The sequence below is a fragment of the Bacillus rhizoplanae genome (assembly GCF_917563915.1).
Lineage (GTDB): Bacteria > Bacillota > Bacilli > Bacillales > Bacillaceae_G > Bacillus_A > Bacillus_A rhizoplanae.
Map to the genome: position 1 here is coordinate 66,512 of NZ_CAKJTI010000013.1, position 22,897 is coordinate 89,408.

Here is a 22,897-nt window from a genome sequence, read left to right on the forward strand (position 1 = left end):
GAAATATATATGATAAAATATCCGTTTTTACAAAAAGGGGCAACGATTGGTGTAACAGCACCTTCGTCTGGTATAGATGCAGCACTGCATAATATGTTTAAACAGTCTTGTGAAAGTATGGAAAAAAAAGGTTATACAGTCGTTTGCGGAGAAACGGTTTGGACACAAGAGAAAGCTAAATCCTCTAGTGCGAAAAAGAGAGCAAATGAATTTATTGAAATGATGCAAGATGAAAACATTGAAATGATCATTCCTCCTTGGGGTGGTGAACTATTAATTGAAATACTAGAAGAAATTGATTTTGAAAAGATAAACAAGAAATGGGTACTAGGGTACTCGGATACAAGTACCTTATTATTAGCAATAACTTTAAACACAGGAATAGCGACTGCTCACGGAACAAATTTAGTAGATTTAAGAGGCGAATACTCCGATGATACAACAGCGATGTGGCAAACTGTTTTATCAACGGAAACAGGTTCTTCAATTGTCCAATACTCCTCAGAGAAATATCAAAAGAAATGGGAGCATAATAATCCATCTCCGTGTGTTTTTCATTTAACGGAAGATACAAATTGGAAAACAATTCCGAATGAAAATGTGAAAATTGCAGGGCGATTGCTAGGTGGTTGTATCGATGTTATTAGACATCTCATTGGCACTCCATTTGGTAGAGTACAAGAGTTTAGGAAGAAATACTTAAATGACGACCCGTTCATTTGGTATTTTGAAAACTGCGGATTAACTACTACTGATTTGCGACGTTCATTGGTTCAAATGAAACTAGCAGGTTGGTTTGATAATTGTTCAGGTATCTTATTTGGTCGGAGTGCTGCAAACCATCCAGTCAATGATTATACTGCTGAAGACGTATATAAAGAACTTACTGATGAACTTCAAATTCCAATTATTTATGATGTAGACTGTGGTCATACGCCTCCGCAAATTACATTTATAAATGGAGCATTTGCAGAAATTGAAGTGGAAGCTGGTAAAGGAGTAATTATACAGCATTTTCAGTAGTAATGTGGAAAGGAAATGATGTGAATGGAATATAAAAATATTGCAGAAAAATATCCAATACTTATTACAGAACGATTATGCTTACGACCGTTAACAATACAAGATGCTCCAGATATATTTGAATATGCTTCAGATCCAGAAATGACAACTTATATAGTATGGTATCCGCATGAAAAACTACAGGATTCACAAGTATTCATTCAATCAATCCTACATCAATATGAAAAAGAAGAAATCGCAGCTTACGGAATAGAGCTGAAAAAGGAAAAGAAAATTATTGGAACGTGCGGTTTTATCGGATATGACAAGAATCATCACAAGGCAGAATTGGCATATGCATTATCGCGAAACTATTGGGGGCAAGGTTTTGCAACGGAAGCAGCAATGGAATTTATACATTATGGATTTGAAACATTACAATTAAATCGGATTGAAGCAGGATGTCATGCTAGTAACGTTCAATCAGAACGAGTAATGAAACGCTTAGGAATGCAATACGAGAGAACATTGCGAAAAGATATGTTTGTGAAAGGGACATATCGAGATACGAAAATATATGCTATTTTGCGAGATGGATACAATACCCAAACGGAAGAGTAATATAGAGCTTACTCTTCCGTTTGCTTTTAAAGGGGAAGATAAGAAAAAAATGTATAAATATTTATCTAAATTTTCTAAAAATATTGACAAATAAACCGTTCTATTTTTATACTTATCTCAGTTTTTACTAATTAGTAGGAATGGAGTGTCTGATTATGTAAGGTAACAAGTAATAATAAGTTGTGAATTCTATTTTTTATAATTGTGTCGCTATGAAGTTTTTTTAAAAATGAAAGCGTTTTTATAAAAGGGGGAAAAGAAACATGATGATGGATGTACCGTTAATAATTAGCTCGATGATAGAAAGGGCAGAGAAGTTATTTGCAAATAAAGAAATTATTTCTCGTACACATAGTACAATTACACGGTTAACGTATAAAGAGCTAGGTGAGCGAACGAGACGTTTGTCTAGTGCGTTGCGAAAGTTAGATGTGAAGCAAGGGGAACGAGTTGGCACACTAGCATGGAATCACCATCGTCATGTAGAAGCATATTTTGCGATTCCTAGTATTGGTGCTGTACTGCATACGATTAACATTCGTTTATCTCCGCAACATATTTCTTTTATTATTAACCACGCAGAAGACCGCATTTTACTCATAGATGAAGATATGGTACCGCTTGTTGAGAAAATTCAAGGGGAATTATCAACTGTACAAGCTTATATCATCATGACCGATAAAAAAGAGCTTCCAGAAACTTCACTTCAACCTGCATACCACTATGAACAACTTCTTGAAGAAGGAAATCCTAATTTTCCGTTTTTAAAAGATATCGATGAAAATATGCCAGCTGGTATGTGCTATACATCAGCTACAACAGGTAATCCGAAAGGCGTCGTTTATACACATCGCAGTACTGTTTTGCATAGTATGACGCTTGGACTTGCAGATACAACGGCACTTTCTGAAAGTGATGCTGCTATGCCGGTTGTTCCTATGTTTCATGTAAACGCTTGGGGATTACCGTTTGCAGCAACATGGTTTGGATCAAAGCAAGTTCTTCCTGGACCGATGTTTACACCGAAGATTTTATTAGAAATGATGCAGGAAGAAAAAGTAACAATAGCAGCTGGTGTCCCAACAATTTGGCTTGGTGTACTGCAAGAATTAGAAAAGAATTGTTATGATTTATCAAATATGAAGCGTATTTTATGCGGCGGTGCAGCTGCACCAAAAAGTGTTATTGCAGCATTTGAACAAAAATATAATGTCCCATTTGTACATGCGTATGGGATGACAGAAACAAGTCCAATAGTCACACTTGCGCGTTTGAAAAGTTATGAATGTGAATTGCCATATGAGGAACAACTTACGATTCGTGCTAAGCAAGGCTATTTAGTACCTGGTGTTGAAATGAAAGTTATTGGAGAAAACGGAGATGTAGCATGGGACGGACTAGAAATGGGTGAGCTATGCCTTCGTGCTCCGTGGATTGCGGCAAGTTATTATAAAGATGAACGAACAGTAGAGGGATTTCGAGATGGGTGGTTATATACAGGAGATGTCGTTACGGTTGATGAAGAAGGATGTATTAAAATTGTGGATCGAACGAAAGATGTGATTAAAAGCGGGGGAGAATGGATTTCATCTGTTGACTTAGAAAATGCCTTGATGGCGCATGAAGCAATATTTGAAGCAGCTGTTGTTGCAGTACCGCATAAACAGTGGCAAGAACGTCCTGTTGCATGCGTTGTTGTAAAACAAGATCAATCTGTTACAAAAGAAGAATTATATGACTTTTTAAAACCACAATTTGCAAAATGGTGGCTACCAGATGAGATTGTCTTTATGAAAGAAATTCCGAAAACTTCAGTCGGAAAGTTTTTAAAGCAAGCACTTCGAAAAGAATTGGAGCAATATTATATAGAAGATTGAAAGTGAATGTTAACTATAATTATAATTTAGTTGACAATATAAAATGAGCAAGGTAATATATCACATATGATATGTTACCTTATTTTTATTTATAGTTTACAAACAGGAGAAAACATAATATGAATACAAAAAATTTAGTTTTTGTAGCTTTATTTAGTGCCATTATGGCAGTGTTAGGATTTATACCGCCAATTGCTTTATCATTTACACCTGTACCGATTACATTACAATCACTTGGTGTCATGCTTTCAGGCGGTTTGTTAGGATCTCGTCTAGGGGCTCTTAGCCAATTAGTATTTTTACTTGTTGTAGCAGCGGGTGCGCCGCTGTTAGCTGGAGGGCGCGGTGGATTTTCAGTTTTTGTGGGACCAAGTGCTGGTTATTTAATGGGATATGTAATTGGAGCGTTTGTTATTGGATATTTCGCAGAACGTCTTCGCAGTGTATCATTTCTGAAAGTATTTTTAATTAATATTATTGGTGGTATTTTCGTTGTATATTTCTTTGGTGTTATCGTACAAGCTTTTGTGATGGATATAAGTGTAGTAAAGGCAGCACAATTAAGTGTTGTGTTTTTACCGGGAGATATATTGAAGGCTGTATTTGCGGCAATTCTTGTTACGAGACTACAGCGTTCATTGAAAGGAACAATTTATCGTACAAATTAAGAAACACGTTAAAACGTGTTTCTTTTTGTTATAGAAAAGGAAGTGAAATAAGTGGGAATTACAAAATCTTATGCAGCACATGCTCAATATCAACCGAATAAAATTGCAATAAAAATAAAAGATAGAGAAGTTACATATAAAGAATGGTATAGATCTGTATGCCAAGTTGCTAATTGGCTTCACAAGGAAGAATCAGCTAATAAAAAGATTGCGATTTTGCTTGATAATAGTGTGGAATTTTTACAAATTTTTGCTGGGTCTGCTATGGCAGGATGGATTTGTGTACCACTTGATCCAAAGTGGAATAGTTATGAACTTGAGGAACGACTACAAATCGTACAGCCTTCTATTATAGTTGTAGCGCAGCATAAACGTAACCAGTTGCCTCAAACAAATAGTAAAGTATTTTCTATCAGTACGTGGTCTGAAAGAATAACAAATGCTTCTATTACAGCAAATTGTGTAGAAAAGGTAGGAGAGTTACCTTTTTATATGGGATTCACATCAGGATCAACCGGAAAAGCAAAAGCATTCCTTCGTTCACAACAATCATGGGTAGAAAGCTTTGCTTGTAATGTTTATGATTTTCATATGGAAAAAGAGGAGGCAGTATTGCTCGCAGGGACATTTGTTCATTCTCTTTTTTTATACGGTGCAATGAGTGCTTTATTTTTAGGACAAACGATACACATGACAGAAAAGTTTATTCCAAACCGTGTTCTTTCAATATTAGAGAAGGAATCTATTTCTGTTATGTATACAGTTCCAACGATGCTAGAATCCCTATACAAAGAAAAAAGAGTTATAGAACGAGAGATAAAGATTATTTCATCAGGTGCAAAATGGGAAGCTGAAGCAAAGCAAAAAATAAAACAGATCTTTCCAAAGGCAAAGCGATTTGAATTTTATGGGGCTTCTGAATTAAGCTTTGTTACAGCACTATCACATCATGATAATGAAAATAAACCATCTTCAGTTGGAAGGCCATGTCATAATGTAAAGATTAGTATTCGTAATGGGGACGGACAAGAAGTAGAGCAAGGAAAAGTTGGAACAATTTATGTGAAGAGCGAACAGTTTTTTATGGGGTATATAATAGATAATAAACCAATTTGTCACGTAACGAGTGATGGATGGATGACAGTTCATGATGTGGGTTATGTTGATGAAGATGGATTTTTATATATTGTAGGACGAGAAAAAAATATGATTATTTATGGCGGAATCAACATCTTTCCTGAAGAAATTGAACGTGTATTGCAGATACATCCAAATGTTGATGAAGTAGTAGTTGTTGGTAAGAAAGATGTGTATTGGGGAGAAAAACCGGTAGTGCTGGTTAAAGGAGCGGTATCAAAACAAGAGCTGAAGCAACTTTGTTTGGGAAAGTTATCTTCTTATAAAATTCCGACAGAATGGTATTTTGTAGATGCAATTCCTCATACAAGCAGTGGAAAAGTTGCACGGGCAGAAGCGAAAGAAATCGTTGAAAAGCAGGAGTTTATGTATGAATAGAGCAGTAATTGTTGAAGCAAAACGCACTCCGATTGGAAAGGTAAATGGGATATTTAAAGATTATTCTGTTGAAAAATTAGCGGCCCCTTTACTTACATATATAAGTAAAGGTGTCGAAAAAGAAATCGATGATGTTATATTCGGAAATGTTGTCGGGCCTGGTGGAAATGTGGCCCGGTTGTCAGCGTTGGAGGCGGGCCTTCCATATGCAGTACCAGGCGTGACGATTGATCGTCAGTGCGGAGCTGGACTGGAAGCAATTCGTATGGCATGCTATCTGATTCAAGGTGGAGCTGGAACTTGTTACATTGCAGGTGGAGCCGAAAGTGTAAGCACTTCACTATTCGAGAAAAGAGCATGCTTCTCACCTGAACATATTGGTGATCCTGATATGGGAGTTGCTGCAGAGTATGTAGCCAAGCGTTACGGAATTACAAGGGAGATGCAAGATGCGTATGCATGTTTGAGCTATAAACGAACGTTAGGGGCATTAGAAAAAGGGTATTTACAAGAAGAAATTGTACCAGTTTCTCACATTACAGTAGATGAAACGATTAAACATTGTATGAATTATGAAAGGATTATAAAACGAACACGCCCTGCCTTTTTACAAGAGGGGACAGTGACGGCAGGTAATTCATGTGGAGTGAACGACGGAGCGTGTGCACTTCTTATTATGAATGAAAGGCAAGCTGAAAAGCTTGGCTATAAACCGGTGCTACGATTTGTGCATAGTGCCGTTGCTGGTATAGACCCTCATTTCCCTGGTAGTGGCCCGATATTTGCAGTGCAAAAGCTATTACAACAGACGAATCTTACAATGGAGGACATTGATTGTATTGAAATGAATGAAGCGTTTGCTTCTAAAATAGTTGCATGCGCGCAAGAGTTAAACATTCCTTATGAAAAATTAAATGTAAACGGCGGAGCAATTGCTCTTGGACATCCGTACGGTGCATCGGGAGCAATGCTCGTGACAAGATTATTTTATCAAGTGCAAAGAGAACGTGTGAAATATGTGATTGCAACGTTAGGCATTGGCGGAGGAATTGGACTTGCGCTTTTATTTGAAAAGGTAGAAAGTTAGGAATCACAACATATGCTTTTTAAAACTTAGCGATTCAAGGTGCGGATTATTATGTTCATTCGTATCATCAGTTACTTCATATTCTGAGAGAGAAGAAAAGCAACGCAAGAAGCTATTTATGCTTCTTGCGTTGCTTTTTGTATGTGAATGAGATGATTTAAAAATGCTTCGCTTGTAACAGTTGCTTTTCCACCGCCGCGTGCGCTTTTTTGATTACCTCCGCCTTTTCCTTCTATAAGAGGAAGAGCTGTTTTTAAAAGAGTGTTCATGTCTTGCTCAACGGCTTTACCGCATGCGCAAATGCATTGTAAATTTTCACCGTTTTGTGTAACAAAATATGTAATGATATGTACGTCTTGCTCTGTAATTATAGCTGCTAATTTAGCCAGTTCCTGCATAGAACGGTCTGTAAAGCTAACCGCAATTTGTTTTCCAAACGAAGTTTTCTTTGCTTGTTGTAATAATTCATTTGCTTCTACAAGGATGAGTTTTTCATTGGTTGCTTGCAGTGCTTTTTCATTTTCCTTTTGAGAAGAAAGGAGCTGATTTATTTTGTTTGGAATATCGTCTTCTTTACTATGTAATTGCTGGGCTGCGCTTTTTACGAGATATTGATTGCGCTGCATAAGTTCGATTGCACGCCAGCCGCAAACGAATGTAAGACGAATATTTCCTTTATGACGCTCCCAATCGATAATGTGAATCGGACCAACTTCACCAGTTTGTTTTGGATGTGTACCGCCACAGCCGTTATAATCAAAGTTTTCAATAATAACAACACGAATGTTTTCTGTTACAGTCGGTTCCTTGCGAAGGGGAAACTTTTTTGCCTCTTCTTGGTTTACCCATTGAACTGTAATTGGACGATTTTCAAATACAATTTGATTAGCAAGGTAAGCAGCTTCTTTGGCTGTTTCCAAAGAAAGGTCGGAAGTTTCTAAATCAATTGTTACGATTTCTCTTCCTAGGTGAAAGCCGATTGTTGGAATATTAAAGTGGTCCCAAAATATAGCAGACAAAATATGTTGTCCAGCGTGCTGCTGCATATGATCAAAACGACGTTTCCAAGAAATATATCCTGTTACTTCATTTGCACGTATCTCTTCGGTAATGTAGTGACGAATTTCTCCATCTATTTCTTCCACATTTATAACGGGAATTTGATTTAACTGTCCCGTGTCATGCGGCTGACCACCGCCTGTTGGGTAAAAAGCTGTTTCTGTTAATACAACATATATATTACCATCGTTGTCACGTGCTTGTTTTGTAATTTGAGCTGTGAATGTTTGTAAGTATGCGTCTTTGTAATATAGTTTTGGGTTCACGTCTATACTCCTTTCAAAATTAACTATTTTCATTGTAAAACAATATGTATAACTTTCCAAATATTTCATAAGAAAAATTCTCTTTTTTAGAATTTTCTTGCTATAATAAGGGAAAGGTAACATAACGGGGGTGGATGATATGTTATATGAAAATGGTGTAAGTAAACTGATTCATCTGAGTACAAATATTTCTGAGCTATACCGAGAATTGCATGAAGTGACCCGTCATTTAACAGAAAGTAACCGAGAAAGTATCACGTTTGATCGGTTATATGTGAAAGAATTGCTATGGAAGAAAGAAGATGTAGTCTCTATGTATGATCAGCTGCTTATTCAAGTTTGTATTAATGAATGTTTTGATATGAAAAGTTGGATAGCTGGAGAATATAGCTATACACATGAAGAAGTAGAGAGTTGGGTGGCTGAATTTAATAGTAAACATAATGTAGACATTATAGTAGAGGCAGTATTAAAAGAATTGCAGTTTACATATGGTATTGACATGGAGCTGAAACGAACAGCTCGTGTTTAAGAAAATGAAAATCATGTTTTCAAAGGAAGCTGTTTTTCAGCTTTCTTTTTCTTTGCATTGCATTTGTAGATAGAGAAGGTGAAAGAGATGAAGGGGAAGTTACAACACATTCACCCTATAGGGATGAATATCATTATTGGAACATTATTTGCAAGATTTGCAACATCAATGAGCATTCCGTTTTTAGCAATTTACTTGACGAATGCAAAAGGAATATCAGCAGGAGTTACAGGAGCAATTATTGGAACGAGCGCATTAGTGGGTGTATTTGCAAGTTTTATTGGCGGAAATTTATCAGATCGTTTTGGAAGAAAGAAGATTATGCTATCTTCTATTATTGTTTGGATTTTTGTATTTATTGGATTTGGATTTGCAGAGCATGTCGCTGCATTTTTCCTGCTAAATGCACTAAATGGGATGTGTCGTTCATTTTTTGAGCCAACGTCTCGCGCTTTATTATCTGATTTAACAAAGCCGGAGCATCGTTTAATGGTGTTTAACTTACGTTACGGTGCCATTAATGTTGGTGTTGCGATTGGGCCGCTTGTTGGTCTTCAGATTGGCAGCGCTGAATCAACAACACCATTTTTTATAGCAGCTATTATGTATGCTCTTTATACAATTGTGCTCGCATTACAATTTCGAAAGTATCGCATTGGAGAAGAAAAAACAGAAGAGACAGAACGAGTTACTTTTATGGATTCCTTGCGCATTATAAGAAAAGACATTGTCTTTTTAGTTGCGTTAATTGGAATTATCATTAGTACAGCAGGATACGCACAGTTTTCATCAACGCTTTCTCAATATTTTGCGAACTCCCATCTATTTGAAAATGGAGTGAAATTGTTTTCTTATGCATTAACATTAAACGCAATTACTGTAGTAATTGTTCAGTACCCACTCATTCAAGTTTGTAAAAAGTATACACCGCTCGTATCCATTATGATTGGTACATTACTTGTTAGTGTAGGATTATGTGGATTTGGATTTGCGGGATCAATGTGGGCCGTTTTCGTTTGTACGATCATATTTACAATTGGAGAAGTATTAATGTTTTCCATGACAGATGTGTTTATTGATCAAATTGCTGTTGCAAATTTAAAGGGAACATATTTCGGGGCAATGGGATTCTCAGGAATCGGAGCTGTTATTGGGCCATGGTTTGGCGGACTTCTGTTAGATTATTACGGTTACCATAATGGTTTTACGATTTTTACAATTTTGGCGGTACTTTCAATGCTTGCATTTCCAATTTTGTTGTTGACAAGGAGTTTGCTACGTAAAAGAACGATAGAAGAAAAATGGGAAGCACAAATGTAATACGCGTATGTACGAAATAAGGTTTTATGAATAAAGGAGGCTGATCATTTTAAGAATCAGCCTCCTTTTATCCCGCTATTCGCGGGCAGTAAGACCCCCACCTTAAGATTCAGAGAAAAGCGAAGAAGATAGGTGGGGGTCTTACTGCTGGCATGCGCCCGATTGGTTCAACTAACCATCAGTGGGGGGTGAAGAAAACCCCCACTGATGGTTAGTTTCACTTTATTATTGCCAGTGCAATAGTAGTTCTAAGATGTTAATCGCTTTCAAATCTTCCGTTACTTTCTGCTTTATCACGCCATTCGCGGGTAGTAATACCCCACTGATGGAAGTTTCACTTTATTTTGCAGAAAGACTCTTTCTTATATCATGTGTTAGATTTGCATATGACTATTCTGTAAAGAGGACAGTTCGTTCTGCTAATTGTGCTGTTTCTGTTTTAGAAATGTGAATGGTAAGAAGCCCATTTTCAAGAGAGGCTAACATTTTTTTATATATAATATTGGTTGGTAAAAAAATCATATGCTGCAAGGCAGAATTATTATAAGATACGTTAATTTGTAGGCCTGTCTCCATCTTTTTAATTAGAATATTTCGCTCTACTATGTTCGGAATATCAGCTTCTAAAATATATTCTTGTTCCGTTTCAAAAAGGTCAACGTGAATATCGTTTGGAGAGGGGGAATTTGCGTATAAATCGGAGCAAAATTGATTCATCCATTCTTCAAAGCCATCAACATGAAAAAGGCAGACTTTTTTCTTTTTCTTGCCCATTGTAAGAAAACCTCCATAAAAATTCATTCATATTACGATATTCACTTTTAAAATAGAGGTGAAAAAGAAAGAGGAAATGTGCTTAAAAAGAAGGGAAGATATTAGAAATATATGATAAAAAGACAGTGCGCATGCACTGTCTACTTTGTTACATATCGTGGTGAGCATGATTTTTTTGACGCGTATGTTTTTGGTTTTTTACTTTGTGTGATCCGCTTAACGGTTCTGGTTGACCACCAGAAACTTGCCCTTGCGGAGAATTTTTACGAATGGATTTGCTGTTGTTTTTCTCCATTATAATACCCCTCTTTTTCTTGTGCTCTAGCGGTTATTCAAATGAACGGTAGAGCTCGATTAGCGAAATGAATTAGCTGAAGGAAAGTACCTAGTCTAAAGTTTCGCTCTACATTAGGATGAGAAAACTTCATAAATTTATACGAGAATGTTTTTTGAGGTAAAGGTAAAAGATAATGGAGAGTAATAACAGAAAGGGGAATGGTTATGCCGTATCACAAAGATAAGCAACAAGCATTTCAAGCTGCGCAGCAAGGAACGACGGATGCAGAAAATGTATATAACAACATTGTAAAAAACGATCCAAATTATGCACAGGATTTAAAGCATTTACGCCAAGAAGTGCATGAAGCATATGAACAAATCCAAAATGCATTAGAAGTTGCTTCTGAAACACAGCGAAAGCAATTGCAACAATATGAACAAGATTTACAACATATTATGCAAAATGTGGAGGAAGTACGTGATTAATAGGTTGTTGAGTGGTCTCAGCAGCCTTTTCACATAAGACGAGCTAATGATGATAAAAAAAAAATGTATTGTAATTAGTTGTTTTATTGTTATGTTAAGCATAATAGGAATTGAACATGTTGATGCGAAAATGTTAATGAGAAAAGAGTTAGAGCCAACTGGCTATGTAACGTGGGAAGTACCAACTAATGAAAAAATAATGGCAATCACTTTCGATGATGGCCCAGATCCTACATATACACCTCAAATTTTAGAGATATTACGCCAATACAATGCTGAGGCAACCTTCTTTATGATTGGATTCCGAATTCAGCGTAATCCATATTTAATTGAACAGGTGTTAAAGGAAGGGCATGAAATTGGTAATCATACAATGAATCATTTGTATGCACGCAGTGCAGCAGGACAAAAACTCGAAAATGATATTCTAGATGGGAAACGTTATTTACAAAAATGGGTAGATAAACCCCTCCTTTTTCGTCCGCCTGGTGGGTATATTAATGAATCGGTGTTTAAAACGGCAACAGAAGCAGGATATCAAATCGTGTTATGGTCTTGGCATCAAGACCCGAGAGATTGGTCTAATCCTGGAAAGGATAAGATTGTAAATCACGTTCTAAAAAATGCGAAAAGTGGTGATATTGTCTTATTGCACGATGGAGGAAGTGATAGAAGTCAAACTGTTGAGGCACTAGAAGAGATTTTACCAGCCTTGCAAAAACAAGGGTATCGATTCGTGAAAGTGTCAGAGTTATTAAAGTACAAGCATTGAAAAATCCCAAAAGATTATCTTTTGGGATTTTGTATTATTGATTCTTTTTACGTTTTTTATTGTTTTGACGCTGAGCCGCTGTTAATGGCTCATTTGAAAATTCCTCATTATACCCTGTACCTTGTCCTTGTGCAGAGGCTGCGTTCATTCCTGGAATGACATGATTGGCTTTACGTTTTCCCATTATTATACCCCCCTAATTGACTATAAGAGCCTGAAGAGTTCCATTTACTTTTTATAAAGAAAAGCGCTTTCTAAAAAGCAGTTTCACTTTATAGAAATAGTATCTGTTAACGAGTAATTTACTATGCAGTAACGAAGTTATAAAGAAAACTTATGAAAAACGATAAGTTTCTTCTTATTTACTTATCCTTTAAGTTGTAATAATATATTATCGTAAGGTATTGAAAAGTTTGTCTACATTTTATATTCAGACAATTTTAGTCACGTTTAACAGGGGGGTAACCATAATGGTAAAACACAATCCATTTCACGCTCGTACAACATTTGAAGTAGATGGAAACACGTATCATTATTATCGTTTGAAAGCGCTTGAAGATGCAGGGGTAGGTAATGTTTCTAAGTTGCCTTATTCAATTAAAGTATTGCTTGAATCAGTACTTCGTCAAGTTGATGGCCGCGTTATTAAAGAAGAACATGTTGAAAATTTAGCGAAATGGGGAACGAAAGATATTCAAGATATCGATGTACCGTTTAAACCATCTCGCGTTATCTTACAAGACTTTACAGGGGTTCCAGCAGTTGTTGATTTAGCTTCTCTTCGCAAAGCAATGGCAGATATGGGCGGAGATCCTGATAAAATTAATCCGGAAATTACAGTTGATCTTGTTATTGACCACTCTGTACAGGTTGATAGAGCAGGTACACCAGACGCGCTTCAATTTAATATGGACTTAGAGTTTAAGCGTAATGAAGAACGTTATAAATTTTTAAGCTGGGCACAAAAATCATTTGATAACTACCGTGCAGTTCCACCAGCAACAGGCATCGTTCACCAAGTAAACCTTGAGTATTTAGCACCAGTTGTTCATGCAGTGAAAAATGCTGAAGGTGAACTTGTTGCATATCCAGACTCATTAGTAGGAACTGATTCTCATACAACAATGATTAACGGAATCGGTGTTCTTGGATGGGGCGTTGGTGGTATTGAGGCGGAAGCTGGTATGCTTGGACAGCCATCATACTTCCCAGTTCCAGAAGTAATCGGTGTGAAATTAACTGGTACACTTCCAAGTGGTACAACAGCAACAGACGTTGCATTAAAAGTAACACAAGTATTACGTCAAAAAGGTGTAGTTGGAAAATTTGTTGAGTTCTTCGGTAGCGGTTTACAAAGCATGCCATTAGCTGACCGTGCAACAATTTCTAACATGGCACCAGAGTATGGTGCAACTTGTGGATTCTTCCCAATCGATGATATTTCATTAGATTACTTACGTTTAACAGGAAGAAGCGAAGAACAAATTCGCATCGTTGAAGAATATTGTAAAGCGAATGGCTTATTCTATACAGCTGATAGTCAAGATCCAATCTATACAGATCTTGTTGAAATTGATTTAAATACAATTGAGTTTAACCTTTCTGGTCCAAAACGCCCACAAGACTTAATTCCTCTTTCTAACATGAGAGATGAGTTCCGTAAAGCTGTTGTGGCACCGGTTGGCAACCAAGGATTCGGCTTCTCAGAGCAAGAATTTGATAAAGAAGCGAAAGTTGTATTACAAGATCAAGAAGTAACGATGAAAACAGGTGCAATTGCAATCGCAGCAATTACAAGCTGTACAAATACATCTAACCCATATGTGTTAATAGGTGCAGGCTTAGTTGCGAAAAAAGCAATTGAAAAAGGACTTAAAGTACCTAGTTACGTAAAAACATCATTAGCACCAGGGTCTAAAGTTGTTACAGAATACCTAGATAAATCAGGATTAACAGCTTATTTAGATCAATTAGGTTTCCAAACGGTAGGTTACGGTTGTACAACTTGTATCGGTAACTCTGGTCCACTAGCACCAGAATTAGAAGAATCAATTGCTGCAAATGACTTATTAGTAACATCTGTTTTATCTGGTAACCGTAACTTTGAAGGTCGTATTCATCCGCTTGTAAAAGCAAATTACTTAGCATCTCCACCACTAGTTGTGGCGTATGCACTTGCAGGTACAGTTGATATCGACTTGAAAAATGATGCAATCGGTAGCGATGCAAACGGTAATCCAATTTACTTTAACGACATTTGGCCAACAGCGGCAGAAATCGAAGAAGTTGTACAAAATGTTGTAACATCTGAGTTATTTAAGAAAGAATATGCACAAGTATTTAACAGCAACGAACGTTGGAATGAAATCCAAACTTCAAATGAAGCTTTATATACTTGGGATAATGATTCAACATATATCCAAAACCCACCGTTCTTCGAAGGGTTAGCAAAAGAGCCAGGTGAAGTGGAAACACTTTCAGGACTGCGCGTAGTTGGTAAATTTGGCGACTCTGTAACAACAGACCATATTTCACCAGCAGGATCTATCGGCAAAAACACACCAGCAGGCCGTTACTTATTAGAAAATGGTGTGCAGCCAGTTGACTTCAACTCTTACGGTTCTCGCCGTGGTAACCATGAAGTAATGATGCGTGGTACATTTGCGAACATCCGTATTAAAAACCAAATCGCACCAGGTACAGAAGGCGGATTCACAACGCACTGGCCAACAGGCGAAGTGACATCTATCTATGATGCTGCAATGAAATACAAACAAGACGGAACAGGTCTTCTTGTTATCGCAGGTAAAGACTACGGTATGGGAAGCTCTCGTGACTGGGCTGCAAAAGGTACAAACTTATTAGGTATTAAAGCAGTTATCGCAGAAAGCTTCGAGCGTATTCACCGCAGTAACCTTGTGTTAATGGGGGTATTACCACTACAATTTAAAGATGGTGAAAGTGCAGAAACACTAGGTCTTACTGGTCAAGAGTCATTTGAAATTCAAATTGATAAAACAGTAAAACCACGCGACCTTGTAAAAGTAGTTGCAAATGACTCAGAAGGAAACGAAAAACAATTTGAAGTAGTAGCACGCTTCGACAGTGAAGTAGAAATCGACTACTACCGTCATGGCGGTATCTTACAAATGGTTCTTCGTGAGAAATTAGAAGAGTCTAAGGTGTCTAACTAAGTTTAGATGTGAATGATTTGTCGAGTGACAATAATTAAGTATACTGTGACAAAGTTAAGTATACTGGAATGAAGTATGACATTGGCATGATTATTCATAAAATTGTATAAAAATGATTTTTACTCAAAAAAGGAAGATGACGAAGGTCATCTTCCTTTTTTATGATTGCGAATTATTTTTCGAATGATGTGTTTGTGATTTCATATGCCGATATCCGATTTTATATCGTTTAGAATCTTAAAGTTTGTTTCTTTTGTAATTGTAAAGTTTTGTATACTGTTGTTATTATATTTATGTATTATTTTTTTACGGCGAGCTTAGTTGATATGGAAGGTAGTAAGTTGCCGTGGTCAATAAATATAAATTTCTTCTTTCTTTCCAATAGACATACAACTCGATGGTTAGATAATTACTTGTATTGGTTCCGTTTTCTTCAATTAAACAAGAAACTACCATATTAGGAACAGATAACTTCTTTATTGTTAGGGTGTTGTCGGAAATCTAATTATTCAACGGTAGAAAAATTGATAACTGCAAAGAAAAGACCTCAAATCGAGGTCTTAATTAGTCATTGTCAAGGTCTTTATCAAGAAAGGAAGGTTTTTTCTCTTCCTTAATTCCTAATTTTGCTTTTATTTCTGTTAAATCTCTTATTATGGTCTGAGTGTTTAGCCAAGCTGCAATTGAAGCGAAAATAGCCAAAACTAATACAATTATGATTAGAACATTAACAACCATATAGCCACCTCTTAAATGTAAGTTTTTACTAATTTTAGCACAAGTCTATAGGTGATTTTTAAAATTATGCCTAAAACTACAATATTTTAGAAAACAGGCAATTAAAAAGACATATTGCGAGGTAATAGGTTATTTTGTAGAAAGAGAGATTGCGGATGGATGTCATTTTGTATTTTCTATTCTTTATATTTTATTGCAAAAACAAAATATTAATTTTGAATTAATTATAGGAGAAGTACAAGGTGGCAGACAACAATTTAGTCATTCTCGGGTGGAAATAAACGGTGAAGTTTATGACGTCGCTATTCAATTGACTTATTAGGGGATAGAAATCCACCTGTCTTTGCAAATATAGAGGTTGGCGTAGGTGATATTAAACGTGTTTATGAGATGAATGTTCCTTTTGAGAGATTTGATCATCCAGCACAAATGATATGTAGAAGCTTTAATTTTCATTGCAAATACTTGAAATATTACTTGTTAAAAAATTCAAAAATTTCGACCAAATTTAGGGTCTTAACCGTCTAATAGTTAAAGTACATAAAGTAGGTGATTACAATCTTTAAAATAAACAAGAAGAAAAAGAAGAATAAAGATGAGTTTTCCGAACTATTCAACAACTACCAACATGATTTATATAGGATGGCATATACCTATATGAAAAATTCTGAGGATGCAATGGATGTTGTACAAGAAGCCGCTTATCGAGCATTTCTTAAGTTTGATACAGTGAAAGAAACAAAATATGTAAAAACATGGTTGATAAAAATAACAATAAATTGTGCCATTGATTTGTTAAGGAAAAAAGAAAAAATTTTTCCAATAAAAAATGAGGATTTAAATATCTCTTATTTAGAAAATTCTGATATTTCTCTATCATTATCGCTCGAAGAACTGTTAGATTCATTGAATACAAACGAAAGAGCTATTATTTTTTTTAAGTATTATCACGAGTACACCTTCCAGCAAATTTCTGAAATTATTAACTTACCTAGCAGCACAGTAAAGTCAATCCATTATCGGGCTTTAAATAAACTGCGCAATCAAATTAGGAGGGAAGATATGTATGGAGAATAACAGCAAAACACTATTCAAAAAAATTGAAATTCCTTCTGAGCTGGATAATAAAGTACGGATTGGAATTGAACGAGCGGAAAAGGAATTAAACAAAAAACATGGTTCAATTTCAAGGATAAGTATTCCTCAAAAAAGAATACTATACGCCGCCCTGGCAGTTATACTCTTATTCAGCTTGTTCATTGGTTCTGCATTTGTATCTCCTGTAATGGCCAATGTAGCTTCTAATATCCCTTACCTGGGAAGGATTTTTGAATCGAAAAATATGGATCAAGTTGTTTCGGAAAAGTTAAAAGATGAAGGATATAATGTTGGTTCAATAGGAGTTAGTTATAATCCAAAACCAACTATTTCCATACCTTTGAATGAATCTGAAGAATACATCAACCAAGTGGAGGAGAAAGTTGAAAAAATAGTCAAGGATACTTTGTATACTAGGGACTATGATAGATTCGAAATCAAAATTTATAGCAATAGAAATGTTGAACACAATGTTTCTGATGTTGGTCCAAAACAAACTTATTTGACTAAGGATATTTATAAAAAAGTGGAAGAGCATGGTTTAGAGGTCCTAATGGTTGGTATGAGCCCAAATGAAAAGATTATTCATGTTGATATACCAAGTAATGAAGAGCGAACAGATGAATTAGAAAAAATAATTTTAGATGTTGCAAAGGGATATGGGATGCAAGACTATACTGTAAAATTCCGTAAGGTGGATTTAAAAAAACAAGCTAAATCACAAGAATGGGCGCAAATCATTCCGGTATTGTCAGAGGGGTTGATTGGCAATAGCAAATATAAAGTGGACGGGATAGGTTATTCAGATTCTAAAGAGCCATTTACCATAATTATTACTTCAAGTTTGAATTCGTCAAATCCTGAAGCGAAAAATTTAGCCAAAGATATTGAAAAAATGGTTAATGACTTAATAAATTCTGAAGTAGTTAATGAAAAAATCAAGGGGGAACCATATGATATTTTGATAAAAAGTAAAGATGGAAAGAAGATCAACTAATATGAAGGGATGATTCAATAGAACAATATCAATAATGGTAAATCCGATTTCTTTTGAATGGTAAATCGGATTTTTTTATGAGAACTTATGATCCAAAGTTACTTCCCAAGAAGGTGAATCGTGATGTGTTCTATAAAAATCCCTACTATATCTAGAAATTTGGGTTCTGGTTTTTGAAATTGAATGACTTCATTTTCAATCTGCTTTTGGTACGGGAGGAAATGTAGCGTCAAATTTTTGCAGACGTTTATTAGCACATATAATATAAGGTGCCAAATATAATTTTGAATTTACTTCTTCAACTATTACATATTATTCCATTCGATTCCGTATTTATATTAGGAGTGGAGGTGTCAAATGGAAGTAATGGAAGTAATACTCTTCTTTTTAGGGATGGTATTCTTAATAACTTATTGTTTGTTAAAAGACAAAAAAAGAATGGGCTCAACTAAGAATAAGTTGTACTTTTTAAGTCTGATTTTCGCTATTGTCTTTGCCTTCATCCCTACAACAGGACCAGATAATGGAAGTGGTGGGAGTTTTCTTTACTTCGGTATACCTGCACAAAATTTCTCCTATTTCGGTAAAGGGATGTTGGGATTTAATCCATTAGGATTTGTCTTTAACTTTTTTGTGTTTTACTGGTTTTTTAAGCTAATACTAAAGGTATGGGTATTTTTGTTGAAAAAAGATTAACGGGAGTATGTTTGATTATCTATTCTTTTATGGGAATGACAGGGATTCTATAAATTAGTGACTTCCAATATCATCAAAATCGCAAAAGATAAGCTAGGATTGTACAAAAACACGGCCGATATTCCTTGTCGGTCGTGTTTTTGTTTGATTACGAAAAGTGCGCTTTGTGTCGGGGAATGAAACAGCATGGTAGCTTATCAAGTAGACGATTAGATTTCGGGAATCAAAACTGTACAGGTTCTTTGAAATGGAAAAGAAGTGAAGAAAAAAGGAGATTCAAGTTGGCTACTACTTGTCATTCTTTTAAGTATTGTGCTTTGGAGACTTAGCGGTCGATTTTATATATACTCAATAAAAACATTCTGAATATTATTGACATTAGTTGATTACAAATGTAATATCAAATTTAAGATTACATTTGTAATATAAGGGGAGATATGCAATGAAGGAATTACCTAGAATATCTGAAGCTGAACTAGAAGTCATGAAAGTTCTTTGGGAAAAATCCCCTCAAACGGCGAATGAGGTGATTAAAGAGCTGGAATCAATCGTAGATTGGAATCCGAAAACCATTCGAACACTGATGAATAGATTAGTTCAAAAAGAAGCTGTTTCCTATCATCAGGATAAAGGGCGTATGTACGCCTATTATCCTTTAGTGTCACAAGATCTCTATCTACAAGTAGAAACAAAATCTCTACTCAAGCGTTTTTGCGGTGTGGCGTTTAAACCATTGCTTGTAAACTTTTTGAAAGAAGAAAAATTATCTTCAGAGGACATTAACGAACTCAGACAGATTCTTGATGAGAAGAATGAAGAAAATCAGCGAAAGGGGAGAGAGAAGTGATAGATAGGTTTTTAAATACCTACCTTCCTTTCGTATTTGACTGGATGATAGAAACATCTTTGATGGCAAGTGTATTAGTGGGACTTATTTTATGTGTCAAAGTCTTGCTAAGAAACAAGCTAAGTCCAAGGTGGCATTATTTACTATGGATGATTTTGATTGTACGACTACTGCTGCCCTGGTCGCCCGATAGTTCTTATAGTATGTATTCACTTCTTTCATATGGTTACCAAACGACCACTTTTGCTCAAAATCAACCTGTTGTTTCTTCGATAAAAGAACACGTGCGTGAAACGAAAAGCATGCCAGATACCAATAAAGTTATACAAGAGACAAGCTCTATTGATCATACACCTCAGACAACAAAGAAACCTATAGTAGAGCCCGCTAATAATGAGAAGCAAAAGGATACCTCTCTTTCTTTGTATACAATTGCTTCATACATTTGGATAATAGGCGTTATCATACTAGGCTTCACAACTTATCTTATCAATAGACGATTACATTCTTACATACAACAACAACCCGTTATCACAGAAGAAAGGGTTGTCAACATCTTTGAAAAGTGTAAAAAATCTATGTCCATCCAGCAGAATGTCCCGCTACTGTTAGCTGGGAAAATTTCAAGCCCGACAGTGTTTGGATTCATTCATCCGAAAGTATTAGTATCGAGTGTGCATATTAGTCGGCTCAATGATCAGCAACTACAACATATTTTTCATCATGAGTTAGCTCACATTAAGCGGAGAGATGTTTGCGTCAATTGGATTATGTATAGTCTGTTAGTTTTGAATTGGTTTAATCCGATTCTTTGGTATGCTTACTCATGCATGCGGGAAGATCAAGAGATGGCATGTGATGCGCTTGCTCTCACGTTTTTGGAGGAAAAGGAAAAAATCGCATATGGATATACCATTATCAATCTTTTAGAACATTACTCCAACTATTACCCAGTACCAGGATTGGCGAATCTAATCAGAAATAAAAGAGCCTTAAAGAGGAGGATTTTCATGATTAAAAAGTTTCAAAAGAAATCGTATCGTTGGTCAGCGCTTGGTGTAATTACTGTGATTGTTGTTTCTTTATTCTCTCTGCTAAATGTGCGTGCAGATGGGACAACCGAGCAGCAGAAAGGACAAGGTTCCAAAAAGGTAACAACAACAGAAACAAAAAAAGAGGGAACAGTATATACTCCTCCTAAGCAAGAAGAATATCTTGGGGATATGACGAAAGAAGAAATACTGACGAAAATGCTGAATACAGTTGATAATTTTGAAACTGCTAAAGGTGAGTTTAAAGTTCATCAAGCAAATGTTCCAGGTGACAGGATCATTAACTATGAACTCAGTTTGCATAATAAAGCAGGTGGTTATAGTAAAACTACCTATGTAGAAAATGAAATAGAAAAGGTAACATCTCATTATTACAATAACGGTACGATGTGGGATCTCAGAGAAGATACAGGTATGTATATAGAGATGAACTATCAAGAAGAAAAACGTTCTAAGCCATTAAAGATTAAGAATGCATTTTCAGTAGATAGTGAAGGTGAAAACGTAACAGCTTCTCGAGAAAGACCCATTATTGGAGAAGCACAAAGTTCACTATTTCCTTATGAAATAGCCTCAAACTATACAAGGAATTTGAATACTTGGGAGATTGAAAAGCAAAACGAACAGTTATTGGGGCATAATACGCTTGTCATCAAAGGGAATATAAACAAAAGAATCAACAAATCCTTTCGTTTTTGGGTTGATAAAGATACGGGAATTCTCGTAAAGTATGAAACGTATGATGCGGCTGGCAAGGTGGCTGATTATTTATATCCTACGAGCTTAGAAATCAATGTTCCTATTGATAGTAAAAGATTTACACCAGATTTAACAGGATACCAGAAAGAAGAAATGTTTGGAAAGGACCAGCCGCATATGACGACTGGAAATATCGATAATCTCGTCCCTGAAGCAATAAAAGTACAATGGGAGGAAGCAAAGAAAAAACCAAATGAAACAACGACTTTGAAATACGACGGCAAGTGGTACATTCAAGCCAAAAAAGGCTACTTGGTAAACAATATAGAAGTTAATGGAAAAGAGGGGACGTTATTCTTAGCGAAAGCATCTCCGCAAAAAGAACAATTTGTATTCCATGCCTTAGCAGAGGGATATAATGTAGAAACCCTTAAGGTTGTTTACGAATGAAGTGCAACCTTCTTTGGAAGGGGTGTTGTGTCTTACTGCAGATAAAACACTTTCTTTCTGCAATACAAATTATGACTTTACAAAAAGCGCGGCCGATTTTACTTGTCGGCCGTGTTTTCATATGTTTGATACAAGAGCGTCATCAAATGTGCATTTTGCTCTTCGAGTACTTTTATTTTTTGAAGCAATTCTCGAATTTGAGTACGGTATTGTTCTTCAATCAGACTGTACTCATCAAGTGGTGAATCGTAGTCGTACTGTTGCTTTCGAAGGTTATCAATTTGTTGAAACAACTCTTCATTGCGGTAGAGATAGGATTTGGAAACGCCAGAGCGCACAGAGATCGCATGAAAATTAACAGCACGATTTTCTCGAAGCAATGCTTGAATGGCGTGATGAACGCGGGTAGCTGCTTCTAAACTTTTCTTTCTGTTGTATGCTTGCACACCCGCTGTATTTCGATGTTGCTGGGACATGGTACTCCTCCTATAAAACGATATAAAGAACGTATGTTCTTGTTATAATTGTAAGAAAGAGTAGGAGAAGATGCAATGGGGGGTTACAGTAGTCGCTGTGAAAAATGTAATAATGAAGAAAATGAAGGATGGTGGTATGATCAAATGTTATTTACCGTGCCATTAGAGTTTTATATAATAAACAAACAAATAAATAAAATTAAATTTTTGCCATTTTAAGGGGAGACAAAAAGGATATCCTGGTATTTAGATAATGTTTACGAGCTAAACAAAGAATGGTTCTGGTACAAAAGCTTAAGGACAATTGCAATGAATCTATAAATCTTGGACATACTGTTACTATTACTTTAGAAAGGGTGCGTGATTGGTATGGAAAAGGAAAATGTATTCAA

The 22,897-nt window shown here is 35.9% G+C and carries 22 protein-coding genes and 1 pseudogene; 17 read left to right on the plus strand and 6 right to left on the minus strand.

The genetic code is table 11. The features are described from left to right. Nucleotides 1-9 precede the first annotated feature (9 nt). From LRP84_RS13595 to LRP84_RS13620, 6 genes are all read left to right on the plus strand, one after another. Entirely contained in the window at nt 10-1,023 is a 1,014-nt protein-coding gene (locus LRP84_RS13595; RefSeq protein WP_230575570.1) for a S66 family peptidase, read from the plus strand. Between the two features lie 24 nt (nt 1,024-1,047). Next, the gene (locus LRP84_RS13600) at nt 1,048-1,623 is read left to right on the plus strand and encodes a GNAT family N-acetyltransferase (RefSeq protein ID WP_230575571.1); all 576 of its coding nucleotides are present in this window, start codon (nt 1,048-1,050) and stop codon (nt 1,621-1,623) included. A gap of 263 nt (nt 1,624-1,886) precedes the next feature. Continuing rightward, nucleotides 1,887-3,500, plus strand: coding sequence for a long-chain fatty acid--CoA ligase (locus tag LRP84_RS13605; protein ID WP_230575572.1), 1,614 nt, complete (start codon nt 1,887-1,889; stop codon nt 3,498-3,500). 119 nt (nt 3,501-3,619) lie between these two features. Next, nucleotides 3,620-4,168 (plus strand): biotin transporter BioY, encoded by a 549-nt coding sequence (locus LRP84_RS13610; protein ID WP_230575573.1) that lies wholly within the window; start codon nt 3,620-3,622, stop codon nt 4,166-4,168. A gap of 51 nt (nt 4,169-4,219) precedes the next feature. After that, entirely contained in the window at nt 4,220-5,683 is a 1,464-nt protein-coding gene (locus LRP84_RS13615) for an acyl-CoA synthetase (protein WP_230575574.1), read from the plus strand. Beyond that, the gene (locus LRP84_RS13620; RefSeq protein ID WP_230575575.1) at nt 5,676-6,770 is read left to right on the plus strand and encodes an acetyl-CoA C-acyltransferase; all 1,095 of its coding nucleotides are present in this window, start codon (nt 5,676-5,678) and stop codon (nt 6,768-6,770) included. Before LRP84_RS13615 ends, LRP84_RS13620 begins: the two co-directional genes overlap by 8 nt. Before the next feature lie 116 nt (nt 6,771-6,886). Here the strand turns inward: LRP84_RS13620 and LRP84_RS13625 are convergent, their stop codons facing one another. Further along, entirely contained in the window at nt 6,887-8,095 is a 1,209-nt protein-coding gene (locus LRP84_RS13625) for an alanyl-tRNA editing protein (protein WP_230575576.1), read from the minus strand. A gap of 139 nt (nt 8,096-8,234) precedes the next feature. Here LRP84_RS13625 and LRP84_RS13630 point away from each other — a divergent pair, with 139 nt between their 5' ends. Both LRP84_RS13630 and LRP84_RS13635 read left to right on the plus strand, forming a co-directional pair. Continuing rightward, nucleotides 8,235-8,627 carry a hypothetical protein gene (locus LRP84_RS13630; protein ID WP_230575577.1) on the plus strand — a complete coding sequence of 131 codons (393 nt, stop codon included), beginning with the start codon at nt 8,235-8,237 and terminating at the stop codon, nt 8,625-8,627. Nucleotides 8,628-8,714: 87 nt separating this feature from the next. Then, entirely contained in the window at nt 8,715-9,947 is a 1,233-nt protein-coding gene (locus LRP84_RS13635; RefSeq protein WP_230575578.1) for an MDR family MFS transporter, read from the plus strand. A gap of 390 nt (nt 9,948-10,337) precedes the next feature. Here the strand turns inward: LRP84_RS13635 and LRP84_RS13640 are convergent, their stop codons facing one another. Next, complete coding sequence (locus LRP84_RS13640) at nt 10,338-10,721, minus strand: Hsp20/alpha crystallin family protein (protein WP_230575579.1); 384 nt, start codon at nt 10,719-10,721, stop codon at nt 10,338-10,340. 148 nt (nt 10,722-10,869) lie between these two features. After that, a complete protein-coding gene (locus LRP84_RS13645; RefSeq protein ID WP_098307004.1) occupies nt 10,870-11,016 on the minus strand; it encodes a small acid-soluble spore protein P in 147 nt (48 codons plus the stop codon). Between the two features lie 206 nt (nt 11,017-11,222). On the opposite strand from LRP84_RS13645, the gene LRP84_RS13650 reads away from it, so the two are divergent. Together LRP84_RS13650 and LRP84_RS13655 are read left to right on the plus strand one after the other, a co-directional pair. Beyond that, nucleotides 11,223-11,486, plus strand: coding sequence for a hypothetical protein (locus LRP84_RS13650; protein WP_230575580.1), 264 nt, complete (start codon nt 11,223-11,225; stop codon nt 11,484-11,486). 112 nt (nt 11,487-11,598) lie between these two features. Then, a pseudogene (locus tag LRP84_RS13655) lies at nt 11,599-12,258 on the plus strand (polysaccharide deacetylase family protein); the annotation flags it as partial. Between the two features lie 34 nt (nt 12,259-12,292). Here LRP84_RS13655 and sspO read toward each other — a convergent pair. Then, nucleotides 12,293-12,442, minus strand: a complete 150-nt coding sequence (gene sspO / locus LRP84_RS13660; protein ID WP_098307008.1) for a small acid-soluble spore protein SspO — start codon at nt 12,440-12,442, stop codon at nt 12,293-12,295. A 286-nt stretch (nt 12,443-12,728) separates the two neighbouring features. On the opposite strand from sspO, the gene acnA reads away from it, so the two are divergent. Then, complete coding sequence (acnA, locus tag LRP84_RS13665; RefSeq protein WP_230575582.1) at nt 12,729-15,452, plus strand: aconitate hydratase AcnA; 2,724 nt, start codon at nt 12,729-12,731, stop codon at nt 15,450-15,452. A 564-nt stretch (nt 15,453-16,016) separates the two neighbouring features. Here the strand turns inward: acnA and LRP84_RS13670 are convergent. Beyond that, a complete protein-coding gene (locus LRP84_RS13670; protein WP_230575583.1) occupies nt 16,017-16,190 on the minus strand; it encodes a hypothetical protein in 174 nt (57 codons plus the stop codon). 549 nt (nt 16,191-16,739) lie between these two features. On the opposite strand from LRP84_RS13670, the gene LRP84_RS13675 reads away from it, so the two are divergent. The 5 genes from LRP84_RS13675 to LRP84_RS13695 all read left to right on the plus strand — a co-directional run bounded on the left by LRP84_RS13675 (nt 16,740) and on the right by LRP84_RS13695 (nt 22,029). Continuing rightward, nucleotides 16,740-17,267, plus strand: a complete 528-nt coding sequence (locus LRP84_RS13675; RefSeq protein WP_302850594.1) for a sigma-70 family RNA polymerase sigma factor — start codon at nt 16,740-16,742, stop codon at nt 17,265-17,267. Beyond that, the gene (locus LRP84_RS13680) at nt 17,257-18,285 is read left to right on the plus strand and encodes a DUF4179 domain-containing protein (protein WP_230575585.1); all 1,029 of its coding nucleotides are present in this window, start codon (nt 17,257-17,259) and stop codon (nt 18,283-18,285) included. The genes LRP84_RS13675 and LRP84_RS13680 overlap by 11 nt, the downstream gene beginning before the upstream one ends. Before the next feature lie 366 nt (nt 18,286-18,651). Next, entirely contained in the window at nt 18,652-18,981 is a 330-nt protein-coding gene (locus LRP84_RS13685) for a hypothetical protein (RefSeq protein WP_230575592.1), read from the plus strand. A gap of 442 nt (nt 18,982-19,423) precedes the next feature. After that, complete coding sequence (locus tag LRP84_RS13690) at nt 19,424-19,828, plus strand: BlaI/MecI/CopY family transcriptional regulator (protein ID WP_230575586.1); 405 nt, start codon at nt 19,424-19,426, stop codon at nt 19,826-19,828. Further along, nucleotides 19,825-22,029: a M56 family metallopeptidase gene (locus LRP84_RS13695; RefSeq protein WP_230575587.1), complete on the plus strand. Its 2,205-nt coding sequence runs from the start codon at nt 19,825-19,827 to the stop codon at nt 22,027-22,029. The genes LRP84_RS13690 and LRP84_RS13695 overlap by 4 nt, the downstream gene beginning before the upstream one ends. Nucleotides 22,030-22,127: 98 nt before the next feature. Here LRP84_RS13695 and LRP84_RS13700 read toward each other — a convergent pair whose 3' ends face one another. After that, nucleotides 22,128-22,505, minus strand: coding sequence for a DUF6262 family protein (locus LRP84_RS13700; RefSeq protein ID WP_230575588.1), 378 nt, complete (start codon nt 22,503-22,505; stop codon nt 22,128-22,130). A gap of 75 nt (nt 22,506-22,580) precedes the next feature. On the opposite strand from LRP84_RS13700, the gene LRP84_RS13705 reads away from it, so the two are divergent. Continuing rightward, nucleotides 22,581-22,724 (plus strand): hypothetical protein, encoded by a 144-nt coding sequence (locus LRP84_RS13705; RefSeq protein ID WP_230575589.1) that lies wholly within the window; start codon nt 22,581-22,583, stop codon nt 22,722-22,724. The last annotated feature ends 173 nt before the right edge of the window (nt 22,725-22,897 follow it).